We start from the raw sequence: 25,268 nt of genomic DNA on the forward strand, positions 1-25,268 counted from the left end.
GCTTACGTGCGTGTGTAGCTTTGGGCGCGGTCTGAGACCCTGAGGGGGATCGGCCGGAATTGTTGACAGCCGGAAGGACGGTCGTGCACGTCGTGATTATGGGGTGTGGGCGAGTGGGTTCCACTCTCGCGCACTCCCTTGAGCAGCAAGGTCATACAGTGGCCGTGATCGACCAGGACCCGACGGCGTTCCGCCGCCTGGGCTCCGGGTTCAGCGGGCGCCGCGTGACCGGGGTCGGATTCGACCAGGACACGCTGCGCGAGGCCGGCATCGAGGAGGCGGGCGCCTTCGCGGCCGTCAGCAGCGGTGACAATTCCAACATCATCGCAGCCCGGGTGGCCCGGGAGATGTTCGGGATCGAGAACGTCGCCGCCCGGATCTACGACCCCCGGCGGGCGGAGGTGTACCAGCGCCTGGGCATCCCCACCGTCGCCACCGTCCGCTGGACGGCCGACCAGATGCTGCGCCGCCTGTTGCCGTCCGGCGCGGAGCCGCTGTGGCGCGACCCGAGCGGGGGTGTGCAGCTCGCCGAGGTGCACACGGACACCGCCTGGGTCGGCCACAAGATCAGCAGGCTCCAGGAGGAGACCGGAGTGCGCGTGGCGTTCCTCACCCGGCTGGGCGAGGCGATGCTCCCCACGTCGGAGACGGTCCTGCAGGAAGGCGACCTGGTGCATGTGATGATGCGCACGGGCGAGGTCGAACAGGTCGAAGCGGCGTTCGCAAAGGGCCCTGAGGAGGCGCACCGATGAGGGTCGCCATTGCCGGGGCCGGGGCCGTGGGCCGCTCGATCGCGGGTGAGCTGCTGGAGAACGGCCACGAGGTCCTGCTGATCGACAAGAACCCGACCTCGATCTCGGTGGAGCGGGTGCCCCAGGCCGAGTGGCTGCTGGCCGACGCCTGCGAGATCACGTCGCTGGACGAGGCCGCGCTGCAGCGATGCAACGTGGTGATCGCCGCCACGGGCGACGACAAGGTCAATCTGGTCGTCTCGCTGCTCGCCAAGACCGAGTACGGCGTCCCGCGCGTCGTCGCACGGGTGAACAACCCCAAGAACGAGTGGCTGTTCAACGAGGCCTGGGGCGTGGACGTGGCCGTCTCCACCCCGCGCCTGATGTCGGCGCTGGTGGAGGAGGCGGTGAGCGTCGGCGACCTCGTCCGGCTGATGCGCTTCAGCCAGGGCGACGCGAACCTGGTCGAGCTGACGCTCCCCGAGGAGGCCGCGCTGGTGGGCACCCGGGTCGGGGAGGTCGCCTGGCCGGAGGACACCTCGCTGGTCACGATCATCCGCGGCCACCGCGTGCTCACCCCCTCCAAGGACGACGCGCTCGAGGCGGGCGACGAGCTGCTGTTCGTCGCGGCCCCGCACCGCGAGGAGCAACTGGAGGACCTGCTCTCGGTGCGCAGCGCCGAGGCCGGTGCGTAGGGCGTAGGACGTCCAGGCCGTACGACGAGGGGCGGCCGGAACCCGTGGGTTCCGGCCGCCCCTCGTGCGTTGCCGTCGGCGCGGGGCGCCAGGTCAGCGGTTGGCGGCCTCCTCGGCGGCGCGCTCGGCCTTCTCGGCCCGCTCGGCCTCCTCCATCTCCGCGATCACGTCGATCGGCGGCGGCGCCTTGGCCAGGAAGATCCAGGTCAGGTAGACGCAGAGCAGGAACGGCGGGATGCCGAGGGCGACCTTGACCCAGCCGAGCTGGGTGGCGTTCCCCCAGAAGTAGAGCGGGAAGAGGATCGCCGACTTGACCAGCAGGATGACGCCCCAGGCCCAGGTGGCCTTGGTGTACGCGACGAGCCGGCCCGGGTTCCGCGTCCGCCAGGACAGGTTCTCCTTGAGGATCGGGCCGAGCAGCAGTCCGATCAGCGGGTACTTCACCAGCGCGGAGACCACGTAGGCGACCGCGAGCCCGAGGGTGTAGAGCATGCCGGGCAGGTAGAAGTTCTTCGCGTCGCCGGACATCATCGCGAACACCGCGCCGAAGGCGACGCCGAAGACGCCGCTGAAGGCGTGCTTGAGGGTCTGCCGGCGCACCAGGCGGGCCAGTGCCAGCACCAGCGACAGGCCCAGGGCGGCGATGGCCGCGATGTGGATGTCCCGGTTGATCGTGTAGATCAGGACGAAGACGAGGCCGGGCACCGTCGTGTCGATCATGCCCCAGACGCCGCCGAAGGCCTCCAGGAGCGCATGGTCGGCGGCCGCCTTCGAGGCGGCCGCGTCCTGCTCCGGCCCGTGCTCGGTCCCGGTCGTGGGCTGTGCCCCGGTCCGCTTGTCGATCGACGCCACCGGCTACTCCTGTCCGACCGGACGCAACTCGTACTTGGGATTGAACAGCACCGGACGGCCGCGGTTCATGGCGATCCGCCCCGACGCGATGATCCTGCGGCCCGGCTCGATGCCGACGATGCTGCGCCGGCCCAGCCACACCACGTCCAGCGGTGCGGAACCGTCGAACAGCTCGGCCTCCAGGGCGGGCACGCCGGCCCGCGGCCGCAGAGTGACAGCGCGTAGTGTACCGGTCACGGTCACTATGTCGCGATCGGAGCAGTCGCAGATCCGGGTGCACCCGACGTCCGCGGTGTCCTGCCGCAGCTCGTCGGAGTGCAGCTCCTCCTGGGAGCTGGACAGTCGGTCGAGCATCCTGCGGAAGCGGCCGGCAGGCCGGTCCGAACGGGTGGTACCACTCATACCTGGAAGGGTACCGGGCCCGGGTGAACGGATCACCGATCACTTCTCGAAGCGGTAGCCCATGCCCGGCTCGGTGATGAAGTGCCGCGGGTGCGCGGGGTCGGCCTCCAGCTTGCGCCGCAACTGCGCCATGTAGACCCGCAGGTAGTTGCTCTCAGTGCCGTAGGACGGGCCCCAGACCTCCTGGAGCAGCTGCTTCTGGCTGACCAGACGGCCGGTGTTGCGGACCAGGACCTCCAGCAGATGCCACTCGGTGGGCGTGAGCCGGACGTCGGCGCCGTCGCGGGTGACCTTCTTGGCGGCGAGGTCGACGGTGAAGGACTCGGTCTCCACGGTCGCGGCGCCGTCCTCGGGGCCACCGGGCGTGGCGCGGCGGACGGCGGCGCGCAGCCGGGCCAGCAGCTCGTCCATGCCGAAGGGCTTGGTGACGTAGTCGTCGGCGCCCGCATCGAGGGCCTCGACCTTCTCGTCGGAGGCCTGGCGGGCGGAGAGCACGATGATCGGCACGCGGGTCCAGCCGCGCAGTCCGCGGATCACCTCGACGCCGTCCATGTCGGGCAGGCCGAGGTCGAGCACGATGACGTCGGGGTGGCGGGCGGCGGCGAGCTGCAGCGCGGTCGCGCCGTCGTGGGCGGCGTCGACCTCGTACTTGCGGGCCCGCAGGTTGATCACGAGAGCGCGCACGATCTGCGGCTCGTCGTCGACCACGAGCACCCGGTTCATGGAGCCTGCCTTTCCTTCTCGGTGAGGGGGGTGGAGCGGGGGTGCGGTGCGGGCACGGTCAGGTCGTCGCCTCGGCCGGGAGGTCCGGGGCGGCGGGGGCGCTGCCGGGCGCGGCCGGGAGGGTGAGCACCATCGTCAGGCCGCCTCCCGGGGTGTCCTCGGGCTGGAGGGTGGCGCCCATGGCGTCGGCGAAGCCGCGGGCCACCGCGAGGCCGAGGCCCACTCCGTTGCCGCGGGGGGCGTCGCCGTACCGCTGGAACGGCTCGAAGATCCGTTCCTTGGCGACGTCGGGGACACCGGGCCCGCGGTCGACGACGCGCAGGTCGACGTGGCCGCCCAGGGCGCTGGCGGCGACCAGCACCCGGGTGCCGGCGGGGCTGTACTTGACGGCGTTCTCGACGATGTTGGCGACGCTGCGCTCGAGGAGCCCCGGGTCTACGGAGACCATCGGGAGGGTCTCGGGGACGTCCAGGGTGACGCTGCCGTCGGGGACTCCGCGCAGGGCCTTGGGAACGACCTCGTCGAGGTCCACCTCGCGGATCAGCGGGGTGACCGTGCCGGTCTGCAGGCGCGACATGTCGAGGAGGTTGCCGACCAGGTTGTCGAGCCGGTCCGCGCCCTCCTCGATGGCCTCCAGGAGCTCGGCCTCGTCCTCCTCGGACCAGGCGACGTCGTCGGAGCGCAGCGAGCTGACGGCCGCCTTGATGGCGGCGAGCGGGGTGCGCAGGTCGTGCGAGACGGCGGCGAGCAGGGCGGTGCGGATGCGGTTGCCCTCGGCGAGCTTGTGGGCCCTGGCGGCCTCGTCCTCCAGCCGCTGCCGGTCCAGGACGCCGGCGGCCTGGGCCGCGAAGGCGGAGAGCACCCGGCGGTCGGAGGCGGGCAGCACCCGGCCGACCAGGGCCAGCGAGAGGTTGTCGCTGACCGGCACCTCCACGTCCGCGTCCTCGGGGCGCAGGCACTGCCGGCTGCCGACGCCGGCGGCGCAGGTCCACACGTCGTGCTCGCTGGCCCGCTCCAGCAGCGACACGGCCTCCATGCCGAAGGTCTCCCGGACCCGTTCCAGCAGGGCGTCCAGGGAGTGCTCGCCGCGCAGCACGCTGCCGGCCAGGTACGACAGGATCTCGGCCTCGGACTGGAGTCTGGCGGCCTGGTGGGTGCGGCGCGCCGCCAGGTCCACCACGGAGGCCACCGCGATACCGACCAGCACGAAGATCACGATGGCGATCAGGTTCTCGGGCTGGGCGATGGTGAAGGTGTGCAGGGGCGGGGCGAAGAAGTAGTTCAGCAGCAGTGAGCCGCCGACCGCCGAGACCAGCGCCGGGTAGAGGCCGCCGACGAGGGCCGCCGCGACCGTCAGGGTCATGAACAGCAGCATGTCGGTGGCGATGCCCAGGGCGGGGTGCAGCTGGGTGAGCACCAGGCAGAGCAGCGCGGGGCCGAGCACACCGGTCAGCCAGCCGGCGATCACCCGGGAGCGGCCGAGCTGGGCGCCGCGGGCCACGGGCAGGCCCCGGCCCTTGGCGGCGTGCTCGTGGGTGACGATGTGGACGTCGAGGTCCGGCCCGGACTCGCGGGCCACGGTCGCGCCGACGCCCGGCCCGAAGACGTACTGCCACGCGGGCCGGCGGCTGGTGCCGAGCACGACCTGGGTGGCGTTGACCCCGCGGGCGAAGTCCAGCAGGGCGCCGGGGACGTCGTCGCCGACGACGTGGTGGAAGGAACCGCCGAGGTCCTCGACGAGGGTGCGCTGGACGGCGAGCTCCTTGGGCGAGCCGGCCGTCAGGCCGTCGCTGCGCGCGATGTGGACGGCGAGGATCTCCCCGCCGGAGCCCTTGGCGGCCATCCGGGCGGCGCGCCGGATCAGCGTCCGCCCCTCGGGGCCGCCGGTGAGGCCGACCACGATGCGCTCACGGGCCTGCCAGGTGGCGGAGATCCGGTGGTCGGTGCGGTACTGCCGCAGGTATTCGTCGACCCGGTCGGCCACCCACAGCAGGGCCAGCTCGCGCAGCGCGGTGAGGTTGCCGGGCCGGAAGTAGTTGGACAGGGCGGCGTCGACCTTGTCGGAGGCGTAGATGTTGCCGTGCGCCATGCGGCGGCGCAGCGCCTGTGGCGACATGTCGACCAGCTCGATCTGGTCGGCGCGGCGGACCACCTCGTCGGGCACGGTCTCGCGCTGACGTACCCCGGTGATCGACTCGACGACGTCGCCGAGCGACTCCAGGTGCTGGATGTTCACCGTCGATATGACGTTGATGCCGGCCTGGAGCAGTTCCTCGATGTCCTGCCAGCGCTTCTCGTTGCGGCTGCCCGGGATGTTGGTGTGCGCCATCTCGTCGACGAGGGCGACCTCGGGCCGGCGCGCGAGCACCGCGTCGACGTCCATCTCGGTGAAGACGGTGTCCCGGTACTCGATCTCCTTGCGCCGCACGACCTCCAGGCCGTGCAGCATGACCTCCGTGCGGGCACGGTCGTGGTGCTCGACGAAGGCGACGACGACGTCGGTGCCGCGCTCCAGGCGCCGGTGGGCCTCGGAGAGCATGGCGTAGGTCTTGCCCACTCCCGGGGCCGCCCCCAGGTATATCCGCAAAGTCCCGCGTGCCATGGCTCCACGTTCCGCCTCGTGGCGTGCCCCTTCCGGGCGCGTCCGACGTTAGGAATCCTATGGTCCCAGCAGCGGACAAATCGGGCGTGATGTTCCTGCGGGGAGCACGTTGACGCGTCCTTGACGCCCTCCTCGTGCCGCCGCCCCCGGTCAGCGGAACTCCGCGAGCCGCGGCCTCAGGCCGAGGACGACCAGGGCCGCGGCGGCCACCAGCGCCCCGGCGAGGCCCAGGGGGACGGACAGCGCCCGGTCCGCGCCGTCCGCGGCGGCCCGCTCGTAGGCGGCGGAGTTGATGGCGATGACCTCGCCGAGCGCCCGGTCGAACGCCGCGAAGTCGTGGTTCGACTCCCCGGGTCCGTAGCCGGTGCCGTACGCGACGGCAGCGGGAAGCCGGCCGGTCCCGGCCAGGGCCCGGATCGTGCGGTCGTCCCGCTCGTACGCCTGGTAGCGGAGCAGGGCCCGCTCGGCGGCGGGGCGCTCACCGGGGAAGGTGATGTTGCGGAACTCGTCACCGAGGAAGCCGGTGAAGCGCAGGTCCGCCGGATCCGCGCGGTAGGCGTCGAGGGCCCGGGCGAGGGCGGGGTCGTAGTCGTCGACGGAGGCGACGCCCGGCAGCCGCGCCAGCCTCTGGCTCTTGTCGAGGAAGTCCGCCTCGTGCCCGGCGGCGTGCGCCCGGTCCAGGAGGTAGCGCGACTCGTCGGCGTTCGCGTCGTAGGCGACCGAGCGGGCGCGGGTGAGCGCGAGGACGGAGTCGAAGGCGTCCCTGCGGGCCACCGTCAGGTCGTCCCGCTGGGCGCCCAGGCCCACCGTGCCGGCGGCGGTCGCGGCGAGCGCGATCAGCGTGGCGGCGGCGAGCGCGGGGCTGACCACGCGCCGAAAGCGGCGAGCGAGGAAGAGCTGCAGCACCACGAGGACCGCGAGCAGGAGGAGGCCGGTGCACACGACAGCCGTGCGCACGGCGCCGGCCCTGTCGTACGCATGGCCGTAGGCGCGCTCGAAGGAGGCGTCGTTGACCGTCACCAGGGCGTCGGCCTCGGGGAGCAGCCGGGTGCGCATCAGGGCGGACGCGGAGCGGTAGGCATCGACGGCGGCCCGGTCGGAGCGCTCGCCGAGCAGCAGCGCCCTGGCGGCCCGTTCCTCGTAGCGGCCGACGTCGCGGATGGCGGCGGCGACCTCCCGCTCGGCGGCGGGGTCGCCCGCTGCGGCCTCCGCGAGGTCGCGGAGGTATCCGGCGGCTTCGGAGCGGCGCTGCCCGTAGATCCTCGCGGCGTCGCCGCCGCCGGGGGTCAGGAGCTGGTTGGCGACCTGGGCGTCCATGTCGCTGAGCGCGAAGTACAGGCCCGCGGCGCTGGTGACCTGGGGCGCGGAGTGCGTGCGGATCGCCGACCAGGAGTCGTCCGCCGACGCACCGCCCGCCAGGAGCACCGCCGCCAGGGCGGCGCACACGGCGAGGGCCGTCGTCCGCAACAGCCGTAACCGCGCGGGTACGGTGCCGGGGCGGCCGCGCAGCGACGCCGTCAACGTGCGACGCGGCCGGCCCGGCGACCCCCCACCGAGGGGAGGCCTGCGCGGAACACGGTGCCGTCTCCCTGACCCGGAATCCCCACCGCCGTCCGGATCCGGACCAGGTGGCACCTGCCGCCGCTCCTCAGCGGTAACGGTGTGCGCCATTCCGCAGCCCCCTCCGCACCGCCGAGCGGCCTCCGCCGGCCTCCCCTCCGTGCTTCCACTGTCTCCCCGCCGGCCCCGTCCCGGACCCTGCGTTGTCGGCCCCCTGACGGCGGACCCCCGGCGCTTGACGCCTTCCTGACGCGACCCGCCCCCCGGCCCCACGACGGCGGGCGCGCACGGCCGGGCGCGGCGGTGCTTCACGCGGGGGGCCGAGGACGGCGACCGTCGTGACGGTCGGCGCCAGGAAGCCGGCCGTGGCGGCCGGGAACCGCCACCACGGGCCGGGCGACCAGGCGGCGCCGCGGGGCGTCCTCCGCGCGCGCCGAAGCCCACCCGGCGGGCGTGATGCCGGGTGGGTGGGGGCGGCGGTGGGTCAGCCGGCCAGCTTCTCCAGCGCGATGTTGAGCTCCAGGACGTTGACGGTCGGCTGGCCGAGGATGCCGAACTGCCGTCCGTCCGTGTGCTCCTTGACCAGCCGGGCGACCTCGGTGGTGCTCAGCCCGTTGGCCTTGGCCACGCGCGCGGTCTGGATGTCCGCGTACGCCGGGGAGATGTCCGGGTCGAGGCCGGAGCCGGACGCCTGGACCGCGTCCGCGGGGACCTTGGACTGCGGGACGCCGTTGAAGGCGGCGACCTCCTGCTTGCGCTCCTTCACCAGGTCGGTGAGGGTCTTGCTGGTGACCGCGAGGTTGGACGCGCTGGTGTAGGTCGGGTCGTACGGCCCGGCGCCGGCGCCCGCGTCGGCCGCCGAGGGGCGCGGCTGGAACCACTTGGGGTCCGGGGCGAAGTCCTTGCCCGTGGTGAAGTTCTGGCCGATCAGCGTGGAGCCGACGACCTTGCCGCCCGCCTTCGCCTCGGAGCCGTTGGCCTGGTCGTGGAAGGCCGCCTGGCCCACCCCCCACACCGCGACGGGGTAGACGACGCCGAGGACGACGGTCAGCACCAGCAGCGCGCGCAGGGCGCTCCAGAGCAGCCGGGCGGAGTTGCGTACGGAAGTGTTCATGGTTCTCTGCACGCCTCGCGTCAGTGGATTCCGGGGATCAGGGAGATGAGCATGTCGATCAGCTTGATGCCGATGAACGGGGCGACCAGGCCGCCGAGTCCGTAGATCCCGAGGTTCCGGCGGAGCATCCGGTCGGCGCTGGTGGGCCGGTAGCGCACGCCGCGCAGGGCGAGCGGCACCAGGGCGATGATGATCAGCGCGTTGAAGATGACCGCGGACAGGATCGCGGACTGCGGCGAGGACAGCTGCATGATGTTGAGCTTGTCCAGGCCCGGGTAGACGATCGCGAACATCGCGGGGATGATCGCGAAGTACTTCGCCACGTCGTTGGCGATGGAGAAGGTGGTCAGCGCGCCGCGGGTGATGAGCAGCTGCTTGCCGATCTCCACGATCTCGATCAGCTTGGTGGGGTTGGAGTCCAGGTCCACCATGTTCCCGGCCTCCTTGGCGGCCGAGGTGCCGGTGTTCATGGCCACGCCCACGTCCGCCTGGGCCAGCGCCGGGGCGTCGTTGGTGCCGTCACCGGTCATCGCGACGAGCTTGCCGCCCGCCTGCTCCCGCTTGATCAGCGCCATCTTGTCCTCGGGCGTCGCCTCGGCCAGGAAGTCGTCGACCCCCGCCTCGTCCGCGATCGCCTTGGCCGTCAGCGGGTTGTCACCGGTGATCATCACCGTGCGGATGCCCATCCGCCGCAGCTCGTCGAATCGCTCCCGCATGCCCTCCTTGACCACGTCCTTCAGGTGGATGACACCCAGCACGCGGGCCGCGCCGTCCTCCTTGACCGCGACCAGCAACGGGGTGCCGCCGGCGGCGGAGATGGTGTCGACGGTGCGCTGCGCGTCGGGGGCGACGGTGCCGCCGTTCCCGCTGACCCAGGCGGCGATCGCGCCGGCCGCGCCCTTGCGGATCTGGCGGCCGTCGACGTCGACGCCGGACATACGGGTCTGCGCGGTGAAGGGCACGAACGCGGCGTGCCCGAGCTCGCCCTCGTTTCGCTCGCGGAGGCCGTACTTCTCCTTCGCCAGGACGACGACGGAACGGCCCTCGGGCGTCTCGTCGGCCAGCGAAGACAACTGCGCGGCGTCGGCGAGCCCGGCCTCGTCCGCGCCCGCCACGGGCACGAACTCCGCGGCCTGGCGGTTGCCGAGGGTGATGGTCCCGGTCTTGTCGAGCAGCAGGGTGGACACGTCGCCGGCGGCCTCGACGGCCCGGCCGGACATGGCGAGCACATTGCGCTGCACCAGGCGGTCCATGCCGGCGATGCCGATCGCCGACAGCAGGGCGCCGATCGTCGTCGGGATGAGGCAGACCAGCAGCGCGACCAGGACGATCATCGACTGCTCGGCGCCCGCGTAGATCGCGAACGGCTGCAGGGTGACGACCGCGAGCAGGAAGACGATGGTCAGCGAGGCCAGCAGAATGTTCAGCGCGATCTCGTTGGGCGTCTTCTGCCGGGCCGCGCCCTCCACGAGGGCGATCATCCGGTCGATGAAGGTCTCACCGGGCTTGGTCGTGATGCGGACGACGATCCGGTCCGACAGCACCTTCGTGCCGCCCGTGACCGCGCTGCGGTCACCACCGGACTCCCGGATGACCGGCGCCGACTCACCGGTGATCGCCGACTCGTCGACCGACGCGACGCCCTCCACGACGTCACCGTCACCCGGGATCACGTCGCCCGCCTCGCAGACCACCAGGTCGCCGACGCGCAGTTCCGTCCCCGGCACGCGCTCCTCGGCGCCGTCCATGAGACGGCGGGCGACGGTGTCGGTCTTGGCCCGGCGCAGCGTGTCGGCCTGGGCCTTGCCGCGGCCCTCGGCGACGGCCTCCGCGAGGTTGGCGAAGATCACGGTGAGCCAGAGCCATGCGGTGATCGCCCAGCCGAACCAGTCGGCCGGGGAGAGCAGCGCCAGCACCGTGGTGAGCACCGAGCCGATCAGGACCACGAACATGACGGGCGACTTGACCATCACCCGGGGGTCGAGCTTGCGCAGGGCGTCCGGGAGGGACCGCAGCAGCTGGGCCGGGTCGAAGAGCCCGCCCGAGACACGGGCGCCGTGGCCCGCGTCCGGGGCGTGCGGTGCCAGTCCTCCCTCGGGCGCGCGTACGGGCGTGTCGGTGGACATGGTTTCCTCTACGGGGGTGGGGGTGGTCGCACGGCTCATGACAGGCCTTCCGCGAGCGGGCCGAGGGCGAGCGCCGGGAAGTAGGTCAGTGCGGTGATGATCAGGATCGCGCCGACGAGCAGGCTCGCGAAGAGCGGCTTCTCGGTGCGCAGGGTGCCCGCGGTGGCAGGCACCGGCTTCTGCCGGGCGAGCGAACCGGCCAGGGCCAGGACGAAGACCATCGGCACGAAGCGCCCGAGGAGCATCGCGAGGCCGAGCGTGGTGTTGTACCACTGCGTGTTGGCGCTCAGGCCGGCGAAGGCGGAGCCGTTGTTGTTGCCGGCGGAGGTGTAGGCGTACAGGACCTCGGAGAAGCCGTGCGGCCCGCTGTTGAGCATGGAGTGCGGCGGGGTCGGCAGGGCCATCGCCAGGGCGGTGAAGACCAGCACGACGGTCGGGGTGACCAGGATGTAGAGGGCGGCGAGCTTGATCTCGCGGGTGCCGATCTTCTTGCCCAGGTACTCCGGGGTGCGGCCGACCATCAGGCCGGCGATGAACACCGCGATGATCGCCATGATCAGGATGCCGTAGAGGCCGGAGCCGACACCGCCCGGGGCGATCTCGCCCAGCATCATCCCGAGCAGGGTGATGCCTCCGCCGAGGCCGGTGAAGGAGGAGTGGAAGGAGTCCACCGCGCCGGTCGACGTCAAGGTGGTGCTCACCGCGAACAGCGACGAGGCGCCGACGCCGAAGCGCTGTTCCTTGCCCTCCATGGCGGCGCCCGCGATCTGGTTCGCCGAGCCGGGGTGCGCGAACTCGACCCAGGTCATCAGCGTGACGAAGCCGATCCAGATCAGGCCCATCGCCGCGAGGATCGCGTAGCCCTGCCTGATGTTGCCGACCAGCTTCCCGAAGGTGCGGGTCAGCGAGAGCGGGATCACCAGCATCAGGAAGATCTCGAAGAGGTTGGTGAACGCGTCCGGGTTCTCGAAGGGGTGGGCGGAGTTGACGTTGTAGAAGCCGCCGCCGTTGGTGCCGAGCTCCTTGATGGCCTCCTGGGAGGCCACCGCGCCTCCGGTCAGCGTCTGGTGGCCGCCGGCGAGGGTGGTGATCTCGTGCCAGCCGGCGAAGTTCTGGATCGCCCCGAAGCCCACCAGCACGATCGCGGCGACGAACGCCACGGGCAGCAGGATGCGGACGGTGCCGCGGACCATGTCGGCCCAGAAGTTGCCGAGCTCACCGGTGCGCGAGCGCACGAAGCCGCGGACCAGCGCCACGGCCACGGCCATGCCGACCGCCGCCGAGACGAAGTTCTGCACGGCCAGCCCCGCGGTCTGGGCGGCGTGGCCCATGGCGTTCTCACCCATGTACGACTGCCAGTTCGTGTTGGTCACGAACGAGGCCGCGGTGTTGAACGCCTGGTCGGGCGTGATGGCGGCGAAGCCGAGCGACAGCGGGAGGTGGTCTTGGAGCCGCAGGAACAGGTACAGGAACAGCACGCCCACGAAGGAGAAGGCCAGCACCGCCCTGAGGTAGGCGGGCCAGCGCATCTCGGCGTCCGGGTCGGCGCCGAAGCAGCGGTAGATCAGCCGCTCGACCCGCAGGTGACGGTCGGAGGTGTAGACGGCGGCCATGTAGTCGCCGAAGGGGCGGTACACCAGGGCCAGCGCCACGATGAGGGCGGTGACCTGGAGCACGTCAGCGGTGATGGGGCCCATGTCCGGAACTCAGAACCTCTCGGGTCGGACGAGCGCCAGGATCAGGTAGCCCAGCAGGGCGACGGCGACGACGAGTCCGACGACGTTCTCGGCGCTCACAGCTTCGCCACCCCCTTGGCGATGAGGGCCACCAGCGCGAAGACCGCGATCGTGGTGACCACGAAGGCCAGGTCGGCCATCGTGTGCTCCTAGCTTCGGATCGAACGTTTACCAGGCCAGGAAACCTCCGTCCCCGCCGTACGCGGGCCTCGTTGACGGCTTCCATACGGGCCCTCACGGCGCCTTGACGGACCTTTGACGTTCACCCCGGTGACCTGCGAAAACGCCCGTGGGCCGACCTGTTCTCACAGGTCGGCCCACGGGCGTTCGGCGTGGCCGGGGCACTGGGCCCCGGGGTTCAGTGCACCTCGGTGATCTCCGGTCCGCGACGCATCGGGTCGATGCCGTCGGAGAAGCGACCGGCCTCCTCCTGGGCGATGCCCTCGGGCACCATCTGGGCGTCGTTGGGCAGCTTCAGCACGATCGGGTCGCGCGGCGCCATCGGCGACTCGCCGCGGACGACGACCGTGTCGCGGAAGATCTGCTCCAGCAGGCCGGCGGTCTCGGGCTGGACGGCGCCCTGCCCGGAGATGACGCCCCGCAGGAACCAGCGCGGGCCGTCACAGCCGACGAAGCGCACGACCTGGACGCCGTTGGCGCCGTTGGGCAGCTGCACCGGGACCTGGGCGCGCAGCTCCCAGCCCAGCGGACCCTCGACCTCGTCGACGATGCCGCCCTGCTTGGTGATGCCGGACGCGATCTCGTCGCGGACCTCGCCCCAGATGCCCTCCGACTTGGGGGCGGCGAAGCCCTGCAGCTGGACGGCGCTCTCCCGGAGCACCACGGTCGCGGCGACGATGGACTCCCCGGCCACCTCGACGCGCAGCTCCATGCCCTGCACACCGGGCACGAACAGCCCGCCCAGGTCGACCCGGCCCTCGGCCGGGTCCCTGACCTCGCTCACGTCCCACGGGCCGTCCGGCCTGGGGGCGGGCGGAAGGTTGTACCGACGGGACTCCATGGAGTCGTCCGACTCCTCGGCGTCTTCGGCCAGCTCGTCAGGGCCCTCGGCCTCGAGCTCGTCGAGGGCGTCTCCGCGCTCCTTGCGACGACGACGGAACACGTCACTGTCCTTCCCGGTCAGCGATGACCGATGCGTATCCATTGCCGGACGGACCGACCGGCGAGCCATCCACCGCAGCATGACCCCCCGTGGAGCCGAAGCCCCCTGCCGCCCGTTCCGAGCCGGGCAGCTCCGCCACCTCGTGGAAGCGGACCCGCTCGACCTGCTGGACGACCAGTTGGGCGATCCGGTCCCCTGCTGCGAACCGTACGCTCTCGCGCGGGTCCAGGTTGACCACGATCACCTTGATCTCCCCACGGTACCCGGCATCAACCGTTCCCGGGGCATTCACGAGCGCCACTCCGCACCTCGCGGCCAGGCCCGAGCGCGGGTGCACGAAGGCGGCGTAGCCGTACGGCAGCGCGATCGACACGCCCGTGGGCAGCACGGCACGCTCACCGGGGGCCAGTTCGGCCGCCTCGGTGGTGACGAGGTCGGCCCCGGCGTCGCCCGGGTGCCCGTACGAAGGAATCGGGACGTCCTCGTGCAAACGGTGGATGAGGACGTCGACCGGGGGGCGACCGCCGCCGGTCACGGGTTCACCTCGAAGGCGCGCGCGACCTTGACCTGGTCGGGGTCGGACATCGCGGCCCGGATCTCCTCGGGGCGGCCGTTGTCCGTGAAGTGCTCCAGCTTGACCTCGATGAACAGCGCGTCCGCACGGACGGCGACCGGGCCGTCGGGGCCGCCGATGCGGCCGACCGCGGTGGAGTAGATCTTGCGCCCGGCCACGGCGGTGCAGCGGGCCTCCAGGTGGAGGGTGGCGCCGACCGGCACGGGCTGCACGAAGTCGGTCTCCAGGCGGCCTGTCACGGCGATGGTCCGCAGCAGCCAGGCCAGCGAGCCGAGCGTCTCGTCGAGCGCCGTGGCCAGCACACCGCCGTGCGCCAGGCCCGGGGCGCCCTGGTGGGCGGGCTGGACCCTGAACTCCGCGGTCACGCTGACGCCCTCACCGGCCGTGGCCTCCAGGTGCAGGCCGTGCGGCTGCGCCCCGCCACAGCCGAAGCAGTGGTCGTAGTGCGCGCCCAGCGGTTCGCCGGGAGCGGGGGCGTCGGGGTGCCGCTCGGGCGCGACGGCGTCGCTCGGCGGTGTCAGGCCCGGGCGGTCCGGGCCGGCGTCGGTCGTAGCTCCACTCACGCGGGAGACCCTACCCTCCTGCGGGATCCATTCCCGCCGCCCGGCCGTTGTCCTTGCGGCCCCGCGGCCCGCCCATCACCGGAGCACCCTCCCTTGGAGCACCACATGACCCCCAGGTCCGTCGTCGTCACAGGAGCCGGGTGCGGGATCGGCCTCGCCACCACCCTGGAACTCGCCCACGCCGGTTTCGACGTCATCGGGACGGTACGGAGCGAGGAGAAGGCGGAGGCGCTGCGGGAGGCGGTGGAGCGCACCGGCGCGTCGGTGCGCACCGTGCTGCTGGACGTCACGGACGCCACGTCCTCCGTCCGGGCGTTCACCGAGATCGCCACGATGACGGACGGCGGCCCGTGGGCGGTGGTGAACAACGCCGGGATCGCCCAGCCCGGCGCGATCGAGGACGTCGACGACGAGCAGGTCCGGCAGCAACTGGAGACGAACCTGGTGGCCCCGGCGCGCATCGCCCGCCTGGTGCTGCCCACGATGCGGGCCCGGCGCGCGGGGCGGATCGTCAACATCTCGTCGATCTCCGGGCGGGTCTCGATGCCGCTGCTCGGCTGGTACTGCGCCAGCAAGCAGGGCCTGGAGGCGGTGACGGACGCGCTGCGGATGGAGGCCGCCCCGTTCGGGGTCAAGGTCGTACTGGTGGAGCCCGGCTCGTACGGCACGGACATCTGGCAGCGCGGCGCGAGCCGGCTCCCGCAGCGCCGCAACTCCGCCTACCGGCACCAGTACGAGGCCGCGGAGGAGATGATCAAGCGGGAGCTGCCCTCGCCGCGCCCGGTGGCGCGCACGGTGCTGAGGGCGCTCACGGCACCGCGGCCGCTCCCCCGCTACCTGGTGGGCACCGACGCCCGGTCCTCCGCCGTCCTGGACGCCGCCCTGCCGACCGCCGCGACCGACTGGGCCAAGCAGGTCGCCACGGGACTGCGGCGTCCCCCGCGCGCGGCGCACGCGCTGACGAGGCTGCGGTCCCGGGGCGGGCGCTGAGGACACGGCATGACAAGCTTGGTGTCATGACCGTCATGAGCTATGAGGAGCGGCTGACCGCGCCGCGTTCCTGGTGGGGCCTCGCCGTCGGCGCGGGCGTCTCACTGGCGCTGATCCTGCTGCCCTTCGGCCCCCTGGCGCTGCTCGGCGGGCTGGTGGGCGGTACGGCCGCCGGAGCGGCCCTGGTCAGCGCGTACGGCTCGCCGCGGCTGCGGGTGGTCGCCGGTTCGCTGGTGGCCGGGGACGCGAAGATCCCCGTGACGGCGCTCGGCGAGGCCACGGTGCTGGACCGGGACGAGGCCGTGGCCTGGCGGTCGTACAAGGCCGATCCGCGCGCCTTCATGCTGCTGCGCGCGTACGTGCCGACCGCGCTCAAGGTCGAGGTCACCGACCCGGACGACCCGACGCCCTACCTGTACCTGTCGACCCGCTCGCCCGAGCGCCTGGCCGCGGCCCTGCGGGACGTGCGCGTCTGAGCGGACGGGCGCCCCGGCACGGGGTGCCCGGTGCCGGGTGGCTCAGCCACCGGGCCCGAGCGCGGGCGGGGGCTCCTCCTCGGCGGACAGCAGGCCCCAGGGCACCTGGCGGACGCGCAGGTCCTTGCGGATCTGCTCCGCGAGCTTCTTGGTGTCGCGCCGGTTCATCACGGCACCGACGGCCGCGCCGACCATGAACGGGGTCAGTGTCGGCAGGTTGCGCATGGTGCGCTTCATCAGCTGCTGGCGCAGCTCGCGCTTCATCCTGCCGCCGAGGGCGATGTTCAGCGTGGACGGCTTGGAGAAGTCGATCCCGCGCCGCTCGGTCCACTCGGCGAGGTACATCGTCGACCGCTGACGCAGCGTGCCCGGGGCGCGCAGCCCGTAGACCTCGTGCAGCTCGGCGATGAGCTTGTACTCGACCAGGGCGACGCCGAGGGTCTCCGAGGCCAGCTCCGCCGGCATGGCCGGCGGGGTGGGCAGCATGGCGGCGGCGCCGATGCCGGCGCCGACCGTCGCGGTGCCCATCGTGGCGGCGTTCACCAGCTTGTCGGCCAGTTCCTCGGGCCCGAGCCCGGGGAACTGGCGGCGAAGCGTCTCCAGGTCCCTGACGGGGACCCTCGGGGCCGTCTCGACGAGCCCGTCGACGAAGGTGTTCAGCGCCGCCTTGGCGCGTGCCCGTGCCCGTGCAGCACGGCCGGGGGGACGGAACGGGACGAGATCGCCCGCCGGCCCCTCCGTTGCGCCCGCGAGCGAGGCCTCATGGCCCCGCTCGTCGTCGCTCGCCACGGTCCGGCTCTCCGTCAGGCCGCGCAGTCGCGGCAGATCGGGTTGCCGTTCTTCTCCGTCGCCAGCTGGCTGCGGTGGTGCACGAGGAAGCAGCTCATGCAGGTGAACTCGTCCGCCTGCCGGGGCAGCACCCGGACCGACAGCTCCTCATTGGAGAGGTCGGCTCCGGGCAGCTCGAGGGACTCGGCCTGGTCGAACTCGTCGACGTCGACCGTCGAGGTCGACTTGTCGTTCCGCCTGGCCTTGAGTTCCTCGATGCTGTCCTCGTTGACGTCATCGTCGGTCTTGCGTGGGGTGTCGTAATCAGTAGCCATGTATCGCTCTCCCCCTCTGGGTGTCTGCGGTGTCTCCAGCGCACGTAACGCACGGGAGGCCGGTCTTGTGCCCGGCCCGAAGCGGAGATTTTGCCTTACATCAAGTGCCGTTACTCAATCGACACCCAAACGCACCCCCGAAGAGGTGATCGCATCCGCTGCCGGTCATGACCGGAAACGGCCCGCTTGTCGCACCTTGCTCGCGCCTCCACGTGTACTTCCCGTGATCATGACCTGCGGAAACATGGATTTTTCCGGTCTTTTCCCGGAGGTCGCCATCACGGAGAGTACCCGCGACCGGAATCGTATGTGTGATCGCTCACAGCATGCCCCCGAGGCGCGCAGACCGCAAAATTCAGCGCAAAGCGAACACGTCTCCGGGGGTGTCGTGTGACGGGTCACACGGGGATGACAACCCGCATGACCAGGCCGCCTCCCTCGCGCGGGACCGCGCTGATCGTGCCGCCGTGGGCCCGGGCGACGGACTTGGCGATGGAGAGCCCGAGACCGACGCCCTTGTCACTGCCCGTGCGCTCGTTGCCCAGCCGGCGGAAGGGTTCGAACAGGTTGTCGATCTCGTACGCGGGGACGACGGGCCCGGTGTTGACGACCGCCAGGACCGCGGAGCCCGCCTCGACGCCCGTGGTGACCTCCACCCAGCCCTCGTCCGCGACGTTGTACCGGACGGCGTTCTGCACCAGGTTCAGCGCGATGCGCTCCAGCAGGACCCCGTTGCCCTGGACGACCGCCTCGCCCAGCGCGGCACGCAGCTCCACGCCCTTGGCGTCGGCCTCGCTGCGGGTCTGCTCCAGCGCCTGGGTGGCCGCCTCGGCGAGGTCCACCGGTTTGCGGTCGACGATCTCGTTGTCGCTGCGGGCGAGCAGCAGCAGGCCCTCCACCAGCTGCTCGCTGCGCGTGTTGGTGACGAGCAGGTTCTTCCCCAGCTGTGCCATGTCCGGGGAAGCGTTGGGGTCGGCGAGCTGGACCTCCAGCAGCGTGCGGGTGATCGCCAGCGGCGTTCTCAGCTCGTGGGAGGCGTTGGCGACGAAGCGCCGCTGGGCGTCGAAGGACCGCTCCAGGCGCTCCAGCATGTCGTCGAAGGTGTCCGCCAGCTCCTTGAGCTCGTCGTCCGGGCCGGTCAGGTGGATCCGCTGGGTCAGGTCGGAGCTCACCACGCCGCGCGCGGTGCGGGTGATCCGGCCGAGCGGCGCCAGCACACGGCCGGCCAGCAGGTAGCCGAAGGCGAAGGCGAGCACGGCGAGACCGACGAGCGCGAACAGCGAGCGCTTGAGCAGGACGTTCAGGGCGGTCTCGCGCTGCACCGCCAGGCAGTGGACGTAGGCCTTGTTGAAGGCGTCGGGGTTGGTCGGGCCGGTGGGCAGCTCGGGACACAGCCCGGTGAGCGACAGCCGGCCGGCCTCGACGTGGAACTGCGCCTCGGTGCCCTGGCGGATGGCCTGGGCCGCCAGCAGGTAGATGATCCACAGCAGTATCACCCCGGCGATCAGGAACATGCCGCCGTAGAGCAGGGTGAGCCTTATCCGGATCGTGGGGCGCAGCAGCGGCATGGGGCGGGCGGCCGGCTTCGGGTCCCAGGTGGGCTTGGGCGGGATGGCCTGCGACGCGGGCGGGGTCGTCGGCGAGGACGAGGGCGCGGGCACGGCGGATCAGATCCGGTAACCGGAGCCGGGCACGGTGACGATCACCGCGGGCTCCCCGAGCTTGCGGCGCAGCGTCATGACGGTGACGCGCACGACGTTGGTGAAGGGGTCGGTGTTCTCGTCCCAGGCCTTCTCCAGCAACTGCTCCGCGGAGACCACGGCCCCCTCGCTGCGCAGCAGCACCTCCAGCACCGCGAACTCCTTGGGGGCCAGGTGGACCTGCCGGCCCTCCCGGGTCACCTCGCGGCGGTTGGGGTCGAGCTTGATCCCGGAACGCTCCAGCACCGGCGGCAGCGGCGCCGTCGTACGGCGCCCGAGGGCCCGCACGCGGGCGGTCAGCTCGGTGAAGGCGAAGGGCTTGGGGAGGTAGTCGTCCGCGCCCAGCTCCAGCCCCTCCACGCGGTCGCTGACGTCGCCCGCGGCGGTCAGCATCAGGACGCGGGTCGGCAGGCCCAGCTCCACGAGCTTGCGGCACACGTCGTCCCCGTGGACGACCGGCAGGTCGCGGTCGAGGACGACGACGTCGTAGTCGTTGACCCCGATCCGCTCCAGGGCGGCGCCGCCGTCGTAGACGACGTCGACGGCCATGGCCTCACGGCGTAGTCCGGTGGCTACCGCATCGGCGAGCAGTTGCTCGTCCTCGACGACCAGTACGCGCAAGGCGCTGTTCCTTCCCTAGGCACTTCTCAAAGAGCCGTGCACAGCCCGCGTGCGCAGGCTGAACGCCCCTCCATCCTGCACCGGGAGGCCGTAAAACAGGGGTAAGAGCAGTTGGCGCCCAATTCTTCGCGTCCCGGAGGTTTCCCCTCCGGCGGGCCTGGGGAGGACGACTGCACACCCCCGATCACGCCCCCAGGGCGTCCGCAACTCCCGTGGCAGTAGCCGCTGTGTGATCCGAGGGGTCCCCGGACAAGACCTGTGAACGAACGACCCCGCACATCGCACGACCCCGAATATCCCTGTGTCAACCCACGACGACGAGGGGGCGCCACCTGATGGACGCATTCACCACTGGAATCCTGCAGCGCATACACAGCACCGAATCGGACCTTCTGCGCGCCCGCGAGGACGGGGACGAGTTCCTGGCCGAGGTCGAGGAGGCCGAACTGGCCGACCTGCGCCGCCTCGCCGCTGAGCACGGCGTCCAGGTGCTGCCCAAGATCGCCTGAGATCGCCCAGGGCGGCACAGCCGAACGCCGCGCCCCGGACACCTGGACAGGTGCCGGGGCGTTCGCGTGCCCGCCGCCGGTTCCGCACGGCGCGGCCGGCCGTCACGGGGGGCGTCAGCGGCCCTCAGTCGTGCCAGGCGCCGAGTTCGTCGAGCCGGCGCTGCAGGGGCTCGAACAGTCCCGGCGGGGCCGCTACGGTCAGCTCCGTGGACTCCGGCACCCCGGGGCGGCCGCCGGTCAGGGCACCGGCCTCGCGGGCGAACAGCGCACCCGCCGTGTAGTCCCACGGGTTCAGCCCGCGCTCGTAGTAGCCGTTGAGGCGGCCGCAGCCCACGTCGCACAGGTCGATGGCGGCGGATCCGCCGCGGCGTATGTCCCGCACCTGCGGCACCAGCTCGCGCAGCACCCTCGCCTGGCCCTCGCGCCGCTCCTGCAGGTAGCCGAAGCCGGTGCCGATCAGCGCCTGGTCCATCGGCGGCGCCGGGCGCACGGCCGCCGGCCGGTCACCCACCCACGCGCCCCGGCCCAGCACCGCGCGGTAGCTCTCGCCGCGCATCGGGGCCTCGACGACCCCGACGAGCGTCTCGCCGTCCCGCTCGGCCGCGATGCTCACGGCCCACGACGGCAGGCCGTACAGGTAGTTCACGGTCCCGTCCAGCGGGTCGATCACCCACCGGACCCCGCTGGTGCCCGGGGTGCTGGCGCCCTCCTCGCCCAGGAGCCCGTCGTCCGGACGGCGCTCGATGACGAAGGAGGCGATCAGCTTCTCCGCGGCGATGTCCATCTCGGTGACGACGTCGATCGGGCTGCTCTTGGTGGCGGCCACACCGAGGTCGGCCGGGCGGCCGTCGCGCAGCAGCTCGCCCGCCCTGCGGGCGGCCTCGAGGGCCACGGCCAGGAGTTCGTCCTTGAGGTGGTCGTTCACGGTACTCCTCGTGCGTTCGGGTACGTCGGTCACTCGGCGCCCGCGGCAGCGGGCCGCGGGCTGCGCGCCGGGCAGCAGCCCACGGGGCACACGTCGTGGCTGGGCCCGAGCGCGCCCAGCGCGCACCGCTCGGGGGTCAGGCCCCGCTCGGTGGCGGCGCGCTCCAGCACCAGCTCGCGCACGGCGGCCGCGAAGCGCGGGTCCGCGCCCACGGTGGCGGCGCGGGCGACGGGCAGGCCCAGTTCCGCGGCCTTGGCGGTCGCCTCGGTGTCGAGGTCGTACTTGACCTCCATGTGGTCGGAGACGAAGCCGATCGGCACCATGACGGCGGCGGGTGCGCCGGAGGCGTGCAGCTCCTCCAGGTGGTCGCAGATGTCGGGCTCCAGCCACGGGATGTGGGGGGCGCCGCTGCGGGACTGGTAGACCAGCTTCCACGGGCGGTCGGTGCCGGTGGCCTCGCGGACGGCGTCGGCGATCACCCGGGCGGTGTCCAGGTGCTGGGCGACGTAGGCGCCGCCGGCTCCGTCCTCGGTGTGCGCCTCGGGCCGGCCCGAGGTGTCGGCGGCCGCGGTGGGGATCGAGTGGGTGGTGAACGCCAGGTGCGCCCCGTCCCGGACGTCCTCGGGCAGCGTGGCGAGGGCGGTCAGCACCGCGTCGGTCATGGGCCGGACGAAGCCGGGGTGGTTGAAGTAGTGCCGCAGCTTGTCCACGCGGGGGACGGGGTGTCCTTCGGCCTCGAGGGCGGCCAGGGAGTCGGCGAGGTTCTCGCGGTACTGCCGGCAGCCGGAGTAGGAGGCGTACGCGCTGGTGGCCAGGACCAGGACCCTGCGGTGGCCGTCCCCGGCCAGCTCGCGCAGCGTGTCGGTGAGGTAGGGCGACCAGTTGCGGTTGCCCCAGTACACGGGCAGGTCGAGGCCGTGCTCGGCGAAGTCCTTGCGCAGCGCCTCCAGCAGCTCGCGGTTCTGCGCGTTGATGGGGCTGACCCCGCCGAAGAGGAAGTAGTGCTGCCCCACCTCCTTCAGGCGCTCGCGGGGGATGCCACGGCCGCGCGTGACGTTCTCCAGGAAGGGGACGACGTCGTCGGGCCCCTCGGGCCCCCCGAAGGACAGCAGGAGCAGTGCGTCGTACGGAGTGGCGGTGCCGGCCTCGGTGTGATCGGACATGTTCCGATCCTGCCACCCGGCGGTGACGGCCGAAGAACCGGGAAAATTCGCTTGCGCTCCCTTTGTAAGCTGTGTGAGGCAGTCACATTCCTTACTCCGGCCTCTACCTCAGCCCCCGAACATCGGCGACGAAGCCGTTGGAGCGCCCTGTGCCCAGTCCCTATCGCGCGATCTTCTCCACTCCGGGGACCAGGGGTTTCTCGGCGGCGGGCTTCATCGGCCGGATGCCGCTGTCCATGCTCGGCATCGGCATCGTGACAATGATGTCCCAGGTCACCGGCCGCTACGGGATCGCGGGCGCCCTGGCGGCCACCCTGGCACTGGCCGGGGCGGCGCTGGGTCCGCAGGTCTCCCGCCTGGTCGACCGGTATGGCCAGCGCAGGGTGCTGCGCCCGGCGGCCGGGGTGACGGTGCTGGCGGTGGCGGGCCTGCTGGTGTGCGTTCGGACCGGGGCTCCGGACTGGGCGCTCTTCGTCTGCGTCGCGCCGGCGGGGACGACCCCGAGCCTGGGCGCCATGGTGCGGGCACGGTGGGCCATGATCCACCGGGGGTCGCCCGCGCTGCTGCACACCGCCTACTCCTTCGAGTCCGTCGTCGACGAGGTCTGCTTCATCGTGGGCCCGATCCTGTCGATCGGGCTGTGCACGATCTGGTTCCCGGAGGCGGGGCCGCTGCTGGCCGTGCTCTTCCTGGCCGCCGGGGTGTGGCTGCTGAGCGCGCAGCGCGCCACCGAACCGCCGCCCCACCCTCGCGAACAGCACACCCCCGGCTCCGCGCTGCGCTCCCGCGGGCTGCAGGTGCTCGTGCTGACCTTCGTCGCGACCGGGGCGCTCTTCGGTGCCGTGGACGTCAACACCGTGGCCTTCGCCGAGGAGCAGGGCCACAAGGCCGCGGCCAGCGTGGTGCTCGCGGTGTACGCGGCGGGTTCCTGCCTCGCGGGGGTGCTTTTCGGCCTGATGAAGCCGGCGGGAACGGCTTCCCGCCGCTTCCTCCTGGGCGTGGCGGCCATGGCCGTGAGTATGATCCCGCCACTACTGGTCGGGAACTTGACGTTCCTGGCCGTGGCGCTGTTCGTCGCGGGCCTGTCCATCGCACCGACGATGGTCACCACCATGGCGCTCGTCGAGCAGTTGGTACCGCGCGCGAAGCTGACCGAGGGCATGACGTGGACGAGCACGGGGCTCGCGGTCGGTGTGGCGCTCGGCGCCTCTCTGGCCGGGTGGGTGATCGACGCGGCGGGGGCCCGGGCCGCGTTCGCGGTGCCCGCCTCCGCCGCGGCGCTCGCCGTGGTGGCGGCCTTCCTGGGGTACCGCCGGCTGGAGCCGGCGCCTGAGCTGGAGGGGACGCGTGCGCATGGCTACGACGAACAGGACCGCCGGGAAGGCCACATGGCGTAACTGGGCGGGGAACGTGCGGGCCCTGCCCGCGCGGACCGCGTCACCCGCCTCGGTGGACGAACTGGCGGCCGTGCTCCGCAAGGCGGCGGCGGACGGGCTCCCGGCCAAGGCGGTCGGCACCGGGCACTCCTTCACCTCGACGGCGGCGACCTCGGGCGTCCTGATCCGGCCCGAGCGGATGACCGCGGTGCGGGGCGTCGACCGCGAGGCCGGCACGGTCACGGTGGAGGCGGGCGTCCAGCTCAAGCACCTCAACGCGCTGCTCGCCGCCGAGGGCCTGTCCCTCACGAACATGGGCGACATCATGGAACAGACCGTGGCCGGCGCGACCAGCACCGGAACCCACGGCACGGGCCGCGACTCGGGCTCCATAGCCGCCCAGGTCAAGGCGCTGGAACTGGTGCTCGCCGACGGTTCGGTGCTCACCTGCTCGGCGGAGGAGAACGCCGAGGTCTTCGCCGCCGCCCGGATCGGACTGGGCGCGCTCGGCGTGGTCAGCGCGCTCACCTTCGCGGTCGAACCGCTCTTCCTGCTCGCCGCGCGCGAGGAGCCCATGCGCTTCGACCGGGTGGTCTCCGAGTTCGACCAACTGGTCGAGGAGAACGAGCACTTCGAGTTCTACTGGTTCCCGCACACCGACGGCTGCAACACCAAGCGGAACAACCGCAGCCAGGGGCCCGCCGCCCCGGTCCCGGGCGTGCGCGGCTGGATCGACGACGAGTTCCTGTCCAACGGGGTCTTCCAGGCGGCCTGCGCCGTGGGCCGGGCGGCGCCCGCGCTCATCCCGGGCATCGCCCAGGTCTCCAGCCGGGCCCTGTCGGCCCGCGCCTACACCGACATCCCGTACAAGGTGTTCACCCATCCACGTCGTGTGCGTTTCGTGGAGATGGAGTACGCGGTGCCGCGCGAGGCCGCGGTGGAGGTGCTGCGCGAACTGAAGTCCATGGTCGAGTCCTCGCGGTTCAGGATCAGCTTCCCCGTGGAGGTGCGGGTCGCCCCGGCGGACGACATCGCGCTGTCGACGGCCTCCGGCCGGGACACCGCGTACGTCGCGGTGCACATGTACCGCGGCAGCCGGTACCAGGAGTACTTCACGGCGGTCGAGCAGATCATGACCGCCCATCAGGGGCGCCCCCACTGGGGCAAGATCCACACCCGGGACGCGGACTACTTCGCCAAGGCCTACCCGCGCTTCGCCGAGTTCACCGCCCTGCGCGACCGGCTGGACCCGGACCGGCTGTTCCGCAACGACTACCTGCGGCGGGTGCTCGGCGAATAGTTCCACTTGTGTGGTTTTTGTGAAGATCCCGACCCAACTCCCTTGGCGCGCGCGAAGTTCGACGGCGCGGCGCCCCACCGACGTGGCCCAAATGGAGTACTGTGACAAATCCTGGCTCCGGGGGGAGACGGCGCACTCGTCCCGGGGTGCCGTCGATCGAACCGGAGACACTTGACGCCGGGTGGTTCGTTTGGTCACTCAGCGTTGCAAATAGGTAACCGTGCCATAACGGCGAGTCACGGCACATGCCCGACACGCCGGGAAACTCAGCAAGGTTGTGGCAGGCTGCACCCGGGCAGGTCAC

At 71.9% G+C, this 25,268-nt stretch carries 25 protein-coding genes; 7 read left to right on the top strand and 18 right to left on the bottom strand.

Annotation, left to right across the window (positions count from 1 at the left end):
• The first annotated feature begins 83 nt into the window (after positions 1-83).
• Positions 84-752, top strand: coding sequence for a potassium channel family protein (locus PV410_RS02105; protein WP_026251763.1), 669 nt, complete (start codon positions 84-86; stop codon positions 750-752).
• On the top strand, positions 749-1,426 hold the full coding sequence (locus tag PV410_RS02110; RefSeq protein WP_499514519.1) for a potassium channel family protein: 678 nt from the start codon (positions 749-751) through the stop codon (positions 1,424-1,426). The genes PV410_RS02105 and PV410_RS02110 overlap by 4 nt, the downstream gene beginning before the upstream one ends.
• A 93-nt stretch (positions 1,427-1,519) precedes the next feature.
• On the opposite strand, the gene PV410_RS02115 is transcribed toward PV410_RS02110, so the two are convergent.
• The 12 genes from PV410_RS02115 to PV410_RS02170 all read right to left on the bottom strand — a co-directional run bounded on the left by PV410_RS02115 (position 1,520) and on the right by PV410_RS02170 (position 14,801).
• Positions 1,520-2,278: a DUF3159 domain-containing protein gene (locus PV410_RS02115; protein ID WP_500321906.1), complete on the bottom strand. Its 759-nt coding sequence runs from the start codon at positions 2,276-2,278 to the stop codon at positions 1,520-1,522.
• Positions 2,279-2,281: 3 nt separating this feature from the next.
• Positions 2,282-2,680, bottom strand: a complete 399-nt coding sequence (locus PV410_RS02120) for an OB-fold nucleic acid binding domain-containing protein (RefSeq protein ID WP_500321907.1) — start codon at positions 2,678-2,680, stop codon at positions 2,282-2,284.
• 39 nt (positions 2,681-2,719) lie between these two features.
• Positions 2,720-3,403, bottom strand: coding sequence for a response regulator (locus PV410_RS02125; protein ID WP_500321908.1), 684 nt, complete (start codon positions 3,401-3,403; stop codon positions 2,720-2,722).
• Positions 3,404-3,461: 58 nt separating this feature from the next.
• The gene (locus tag PV410_RS02130; protein ID WP_500321909.1) at positions 3,462-6,005 is read right to left on the bottom strand and encodes a DUF4118 domain-containing protein; all 2,544 of its coding nucleotides are present in this window, start codon (positions 6,003-6,005) and stop codon (positions 3,462-3,464) included.
• A gap of 150 nt (positions 6,006-6,155) precedes the next feature.
• Entirely contained in the window at positions 6,156-7,676 is a 1,521-nt protein-coding gene (locus PV410_RS02135) for a GlnX family signal transduction membrane protein (RefSeq protein WP_500321911.1), read from the bottom strand.
• Between the two features lie 373 nt (positions 7,677-8,049).
• Entirely contained in the window at positions 8,050-8,679 is a 630-nt protein-coding gene (gene kdpC / locus PV410_RS02140; RefSeq protein ID WP_500321913.1) for a potassium-transporting ATPase subunit KdpC, read from the bottom strand.
• A 20-nt stretch (positions 8,680-8,699) separates the two neighbouring features.
• A complete protein-coding gene (gene kdpB / locus PV410_RS02145) occupies positions 8,700-10,805 on the bottom strand; it encodes a potassium-transporting ATPase subunit KdpB (protein ID WP_500321915.1) in 2,106 nt (701 codons plus the stop codon).
• A 35-nt stretch (positions 10,806-10,840) separates the two neighbouring features.
• Entirely contained in the window at positions 10,841-12,502 is a 1,662-nt protein-coding gene (gene kdpA, locus PV410_RS02150; protein WP_500321916.1) for a potassium-transporting ATPase subunit KdpA, read from the bottom strand.
• A 9-nt stretch (positions 12,503-12,511) separates the two neighbouring features.
• Positions 12,512-12,601, bottom strand: a complete 90-nt coding sequence (gene kdpF / locus PV410_RS02155; protein ID WP_499514510.1) for a K(+)-transporting ATPase subunit F — start codon at positions 12,599-12,601, stop codon at positions 12,512-12,514.
• Positions 12,602-12,899: 298 nt separating this feature from the next.
• Complete coding sequence (locus PV410_RS02160; RefSeq protein ID WP_499514509.1) at positions 12,900-13,664, bottom strand: DUF3710 domain-containing protein; 765 nt, start codon at positions 13,662-13,664, stop codon at positions 12,900-12,902.
• A 1-nt stretch (position 13,665) separates the two neighbouring features.
• Positions 13,666-14,199 carry a dUTP diphosphatase gene (dut, locus tag PV410_RS02165; protein ID WP_499514508.1) on the bottom strand — a complete coding sequence of 178 codons (534 nt, stop codon included), beginning with the start codon at positions 14,197-14,199 and terminating at the stop codon, positions 13,666-13,668.
• Complete coding sequence (locus tag PV410_RS02170) at positions 14,196-14,801, bottom strand: PaaI family thioesterase (RefSeq protein WP_500321917.1); 606 nt, start codon at positions 14,799-14,801, stop codon at positions 14,196-14,198. The genes dut and PV410_RS02170 overlap by 4 nt, the downstream gene beginning before the upstream one ends.
• A gap of 105 nt (positions 14,802-14,906) precedes the next feature.
• Between PV410_RS02170 and PV410_RS02175 the strand changes: the two genes are divergently transcribed.
• Both PV410_RS02175 and PV410_RS02180 read left to right on the top strand, forming a co-directional pair.
• Entirely contained in the window at positions 14,907-15,791 is an 885-nt protein-coding gene (locus PV410_RS02175) for an SDR family oxidoreductase (RefSeq protein ID WP_500321918.1), read from the top strand.
• 26 nt (positions 15,792-15,817) lie between these two features.
• Positions 15,818-16,267: a DUF3093 domain-containing protein gene (locus PV410_RS02180; protein WP_500321920.1), complete on the top strand. Its 450-nt coding sequence runs from the start codon at positions 15,818-15,820 to the stop codon at positions 16,265-16,267.
• Between the two features lie 42 nt (positions 16,268-16,309).
• Here the strand turns inward: PV410_RS02180 and PV410_RS02185 are convergent, their stop codons facing one another.
• The 4 genes from PV410_RS02185 to PV410_RS02200 form a co-directional block, all read right to left on the bottom strand.
• Positions 16,310-17,056: a hypothetical protein gene (locus PV410_RS02185; RefSeq protein ID WP_500321921.1), complete on the bottom strand. Its 747-nt coding sequence runs from the start codon at positions 17,054-17,056 to the stop codon at positions 16,310-16,312.
• A gap of 14 nt (positions 17,057-17,070) precedes the next feature.
• Entirely contained in the window at positions 17,071-17,370 is a 300-nt protein-coding gene (locus tag PV410_RS02190; RefSeq protein ID WP_018561848.1) for a DUF4193 domain-containing protein, read from the bottom strand.
• 398 nt (positions 17,371-17,768) lie between these two features.
• Complete coding sequence (locus PV410_RS02195) at positions 17,769-19,031, bottom strand: sensor histidine kinase (RefSeq protein ID WP_500321922.1); 1,263 nt, start codon at positions 19,029-19,031, stop codon at positions 17,769-17,771.
• A 6-nt stretch (positions 19,032-19,037) separates the two neighbouring features.
• Positions 19,038-19,691: a response regulator transcription factor gene (locus tag PV410_RS02200; RefSeq protein ID WP_499514502.1), complete on the bottom strand. Its 654-nt coding sequence runs from the start codon at positions 19,689-19,691 to the stop codon at positions 19,038-19,040.
• A 335-nt stretch (positions 19,692-20,026) separates the two neighbouring features.
• Here PV410_RS02200 and PV410_RS02205 point away from each other — a divergent pair, with 335 nt between their 5' ends.
• On the top strand, positions 20,027-20,200 hold the full coding sequence (locus tag PV410_RS02205) for a hypothetical protein (protein ID WP_018561851.1): 174 nt from the start codon (positions 20,027-20,029) through the stop codon (positions 20,198-20,200).
• Between the two features lie 124 nt (positions 20,201-20,324).
• On the opposite strand, the gene PV410_RS02210 is transcribed toward PV410_RS02205, so the two are convergent.
• Positions 20,325-21,125: an inositol monophosphatase family protein gene (locus PV410_RS02210; protein WP_500321923.1), complete on the bottom strand. Its 801-nt coding sequence runs from the start codon at positions 21,123-21,125 to the stop codon at positions 20,325-20,327.
• Positions 21,126-21,154: 29 nt separating this feature from the next.
• A complete protein-coding gene (locus PV410_RS02215; protein WP_500321924.1) occupies positions 21,155-22,288 on the bottom strand; it encodes a ferrochelatase in 1,134 nt (377 codons plus the stop codon).
• A 149-nt stretch (positions 22,289-22,437) separates the two neighbouring features.
• Between PV410_RS02215 and PV410_RS02220 the strand changes: the two genes are divergently transcribed.
• Positions 22,438-23,685 carry an MFS transporter gene (locus tag PV410_RS02220; protein WP_500321925.1) on the top strand — a complete coding sequence of 416 codons (1,248 nt, stop codon included), beginning with the start codon at positions 22,438-22,440 and terminating at the stop codon, positions 23,683-23,685.
• Positions 23,642-24,964 (top strand): D-arabinono-1,4-lactone oxidase, encoded by a 1,323-nt coding sequence (locus PV410_RS02225; protein WP_500321926.1) that lies wholly within the window; start codon positions 23,642-23,644, stop codon positions 24,962-24,964. The genes PV410_RS02220 and PV410_RS02225 overlap by 44 nt, the downstream gene beginning before the upstream one ends.
• The last annotated feature ends 304 nt before the right edge of the window (positions 24,965-25,268 follow it).

Source organism: Streptomyces sp. PA03-5A, from assembly GCF_033792725.1.
In the GTDB taxonomy this organism is placed as follows: domain Bacteria; phylum Actinomycetota; class Actinomycetes; order Streptomycetales; family Streptomycetaceae; genus Actinacidiphila.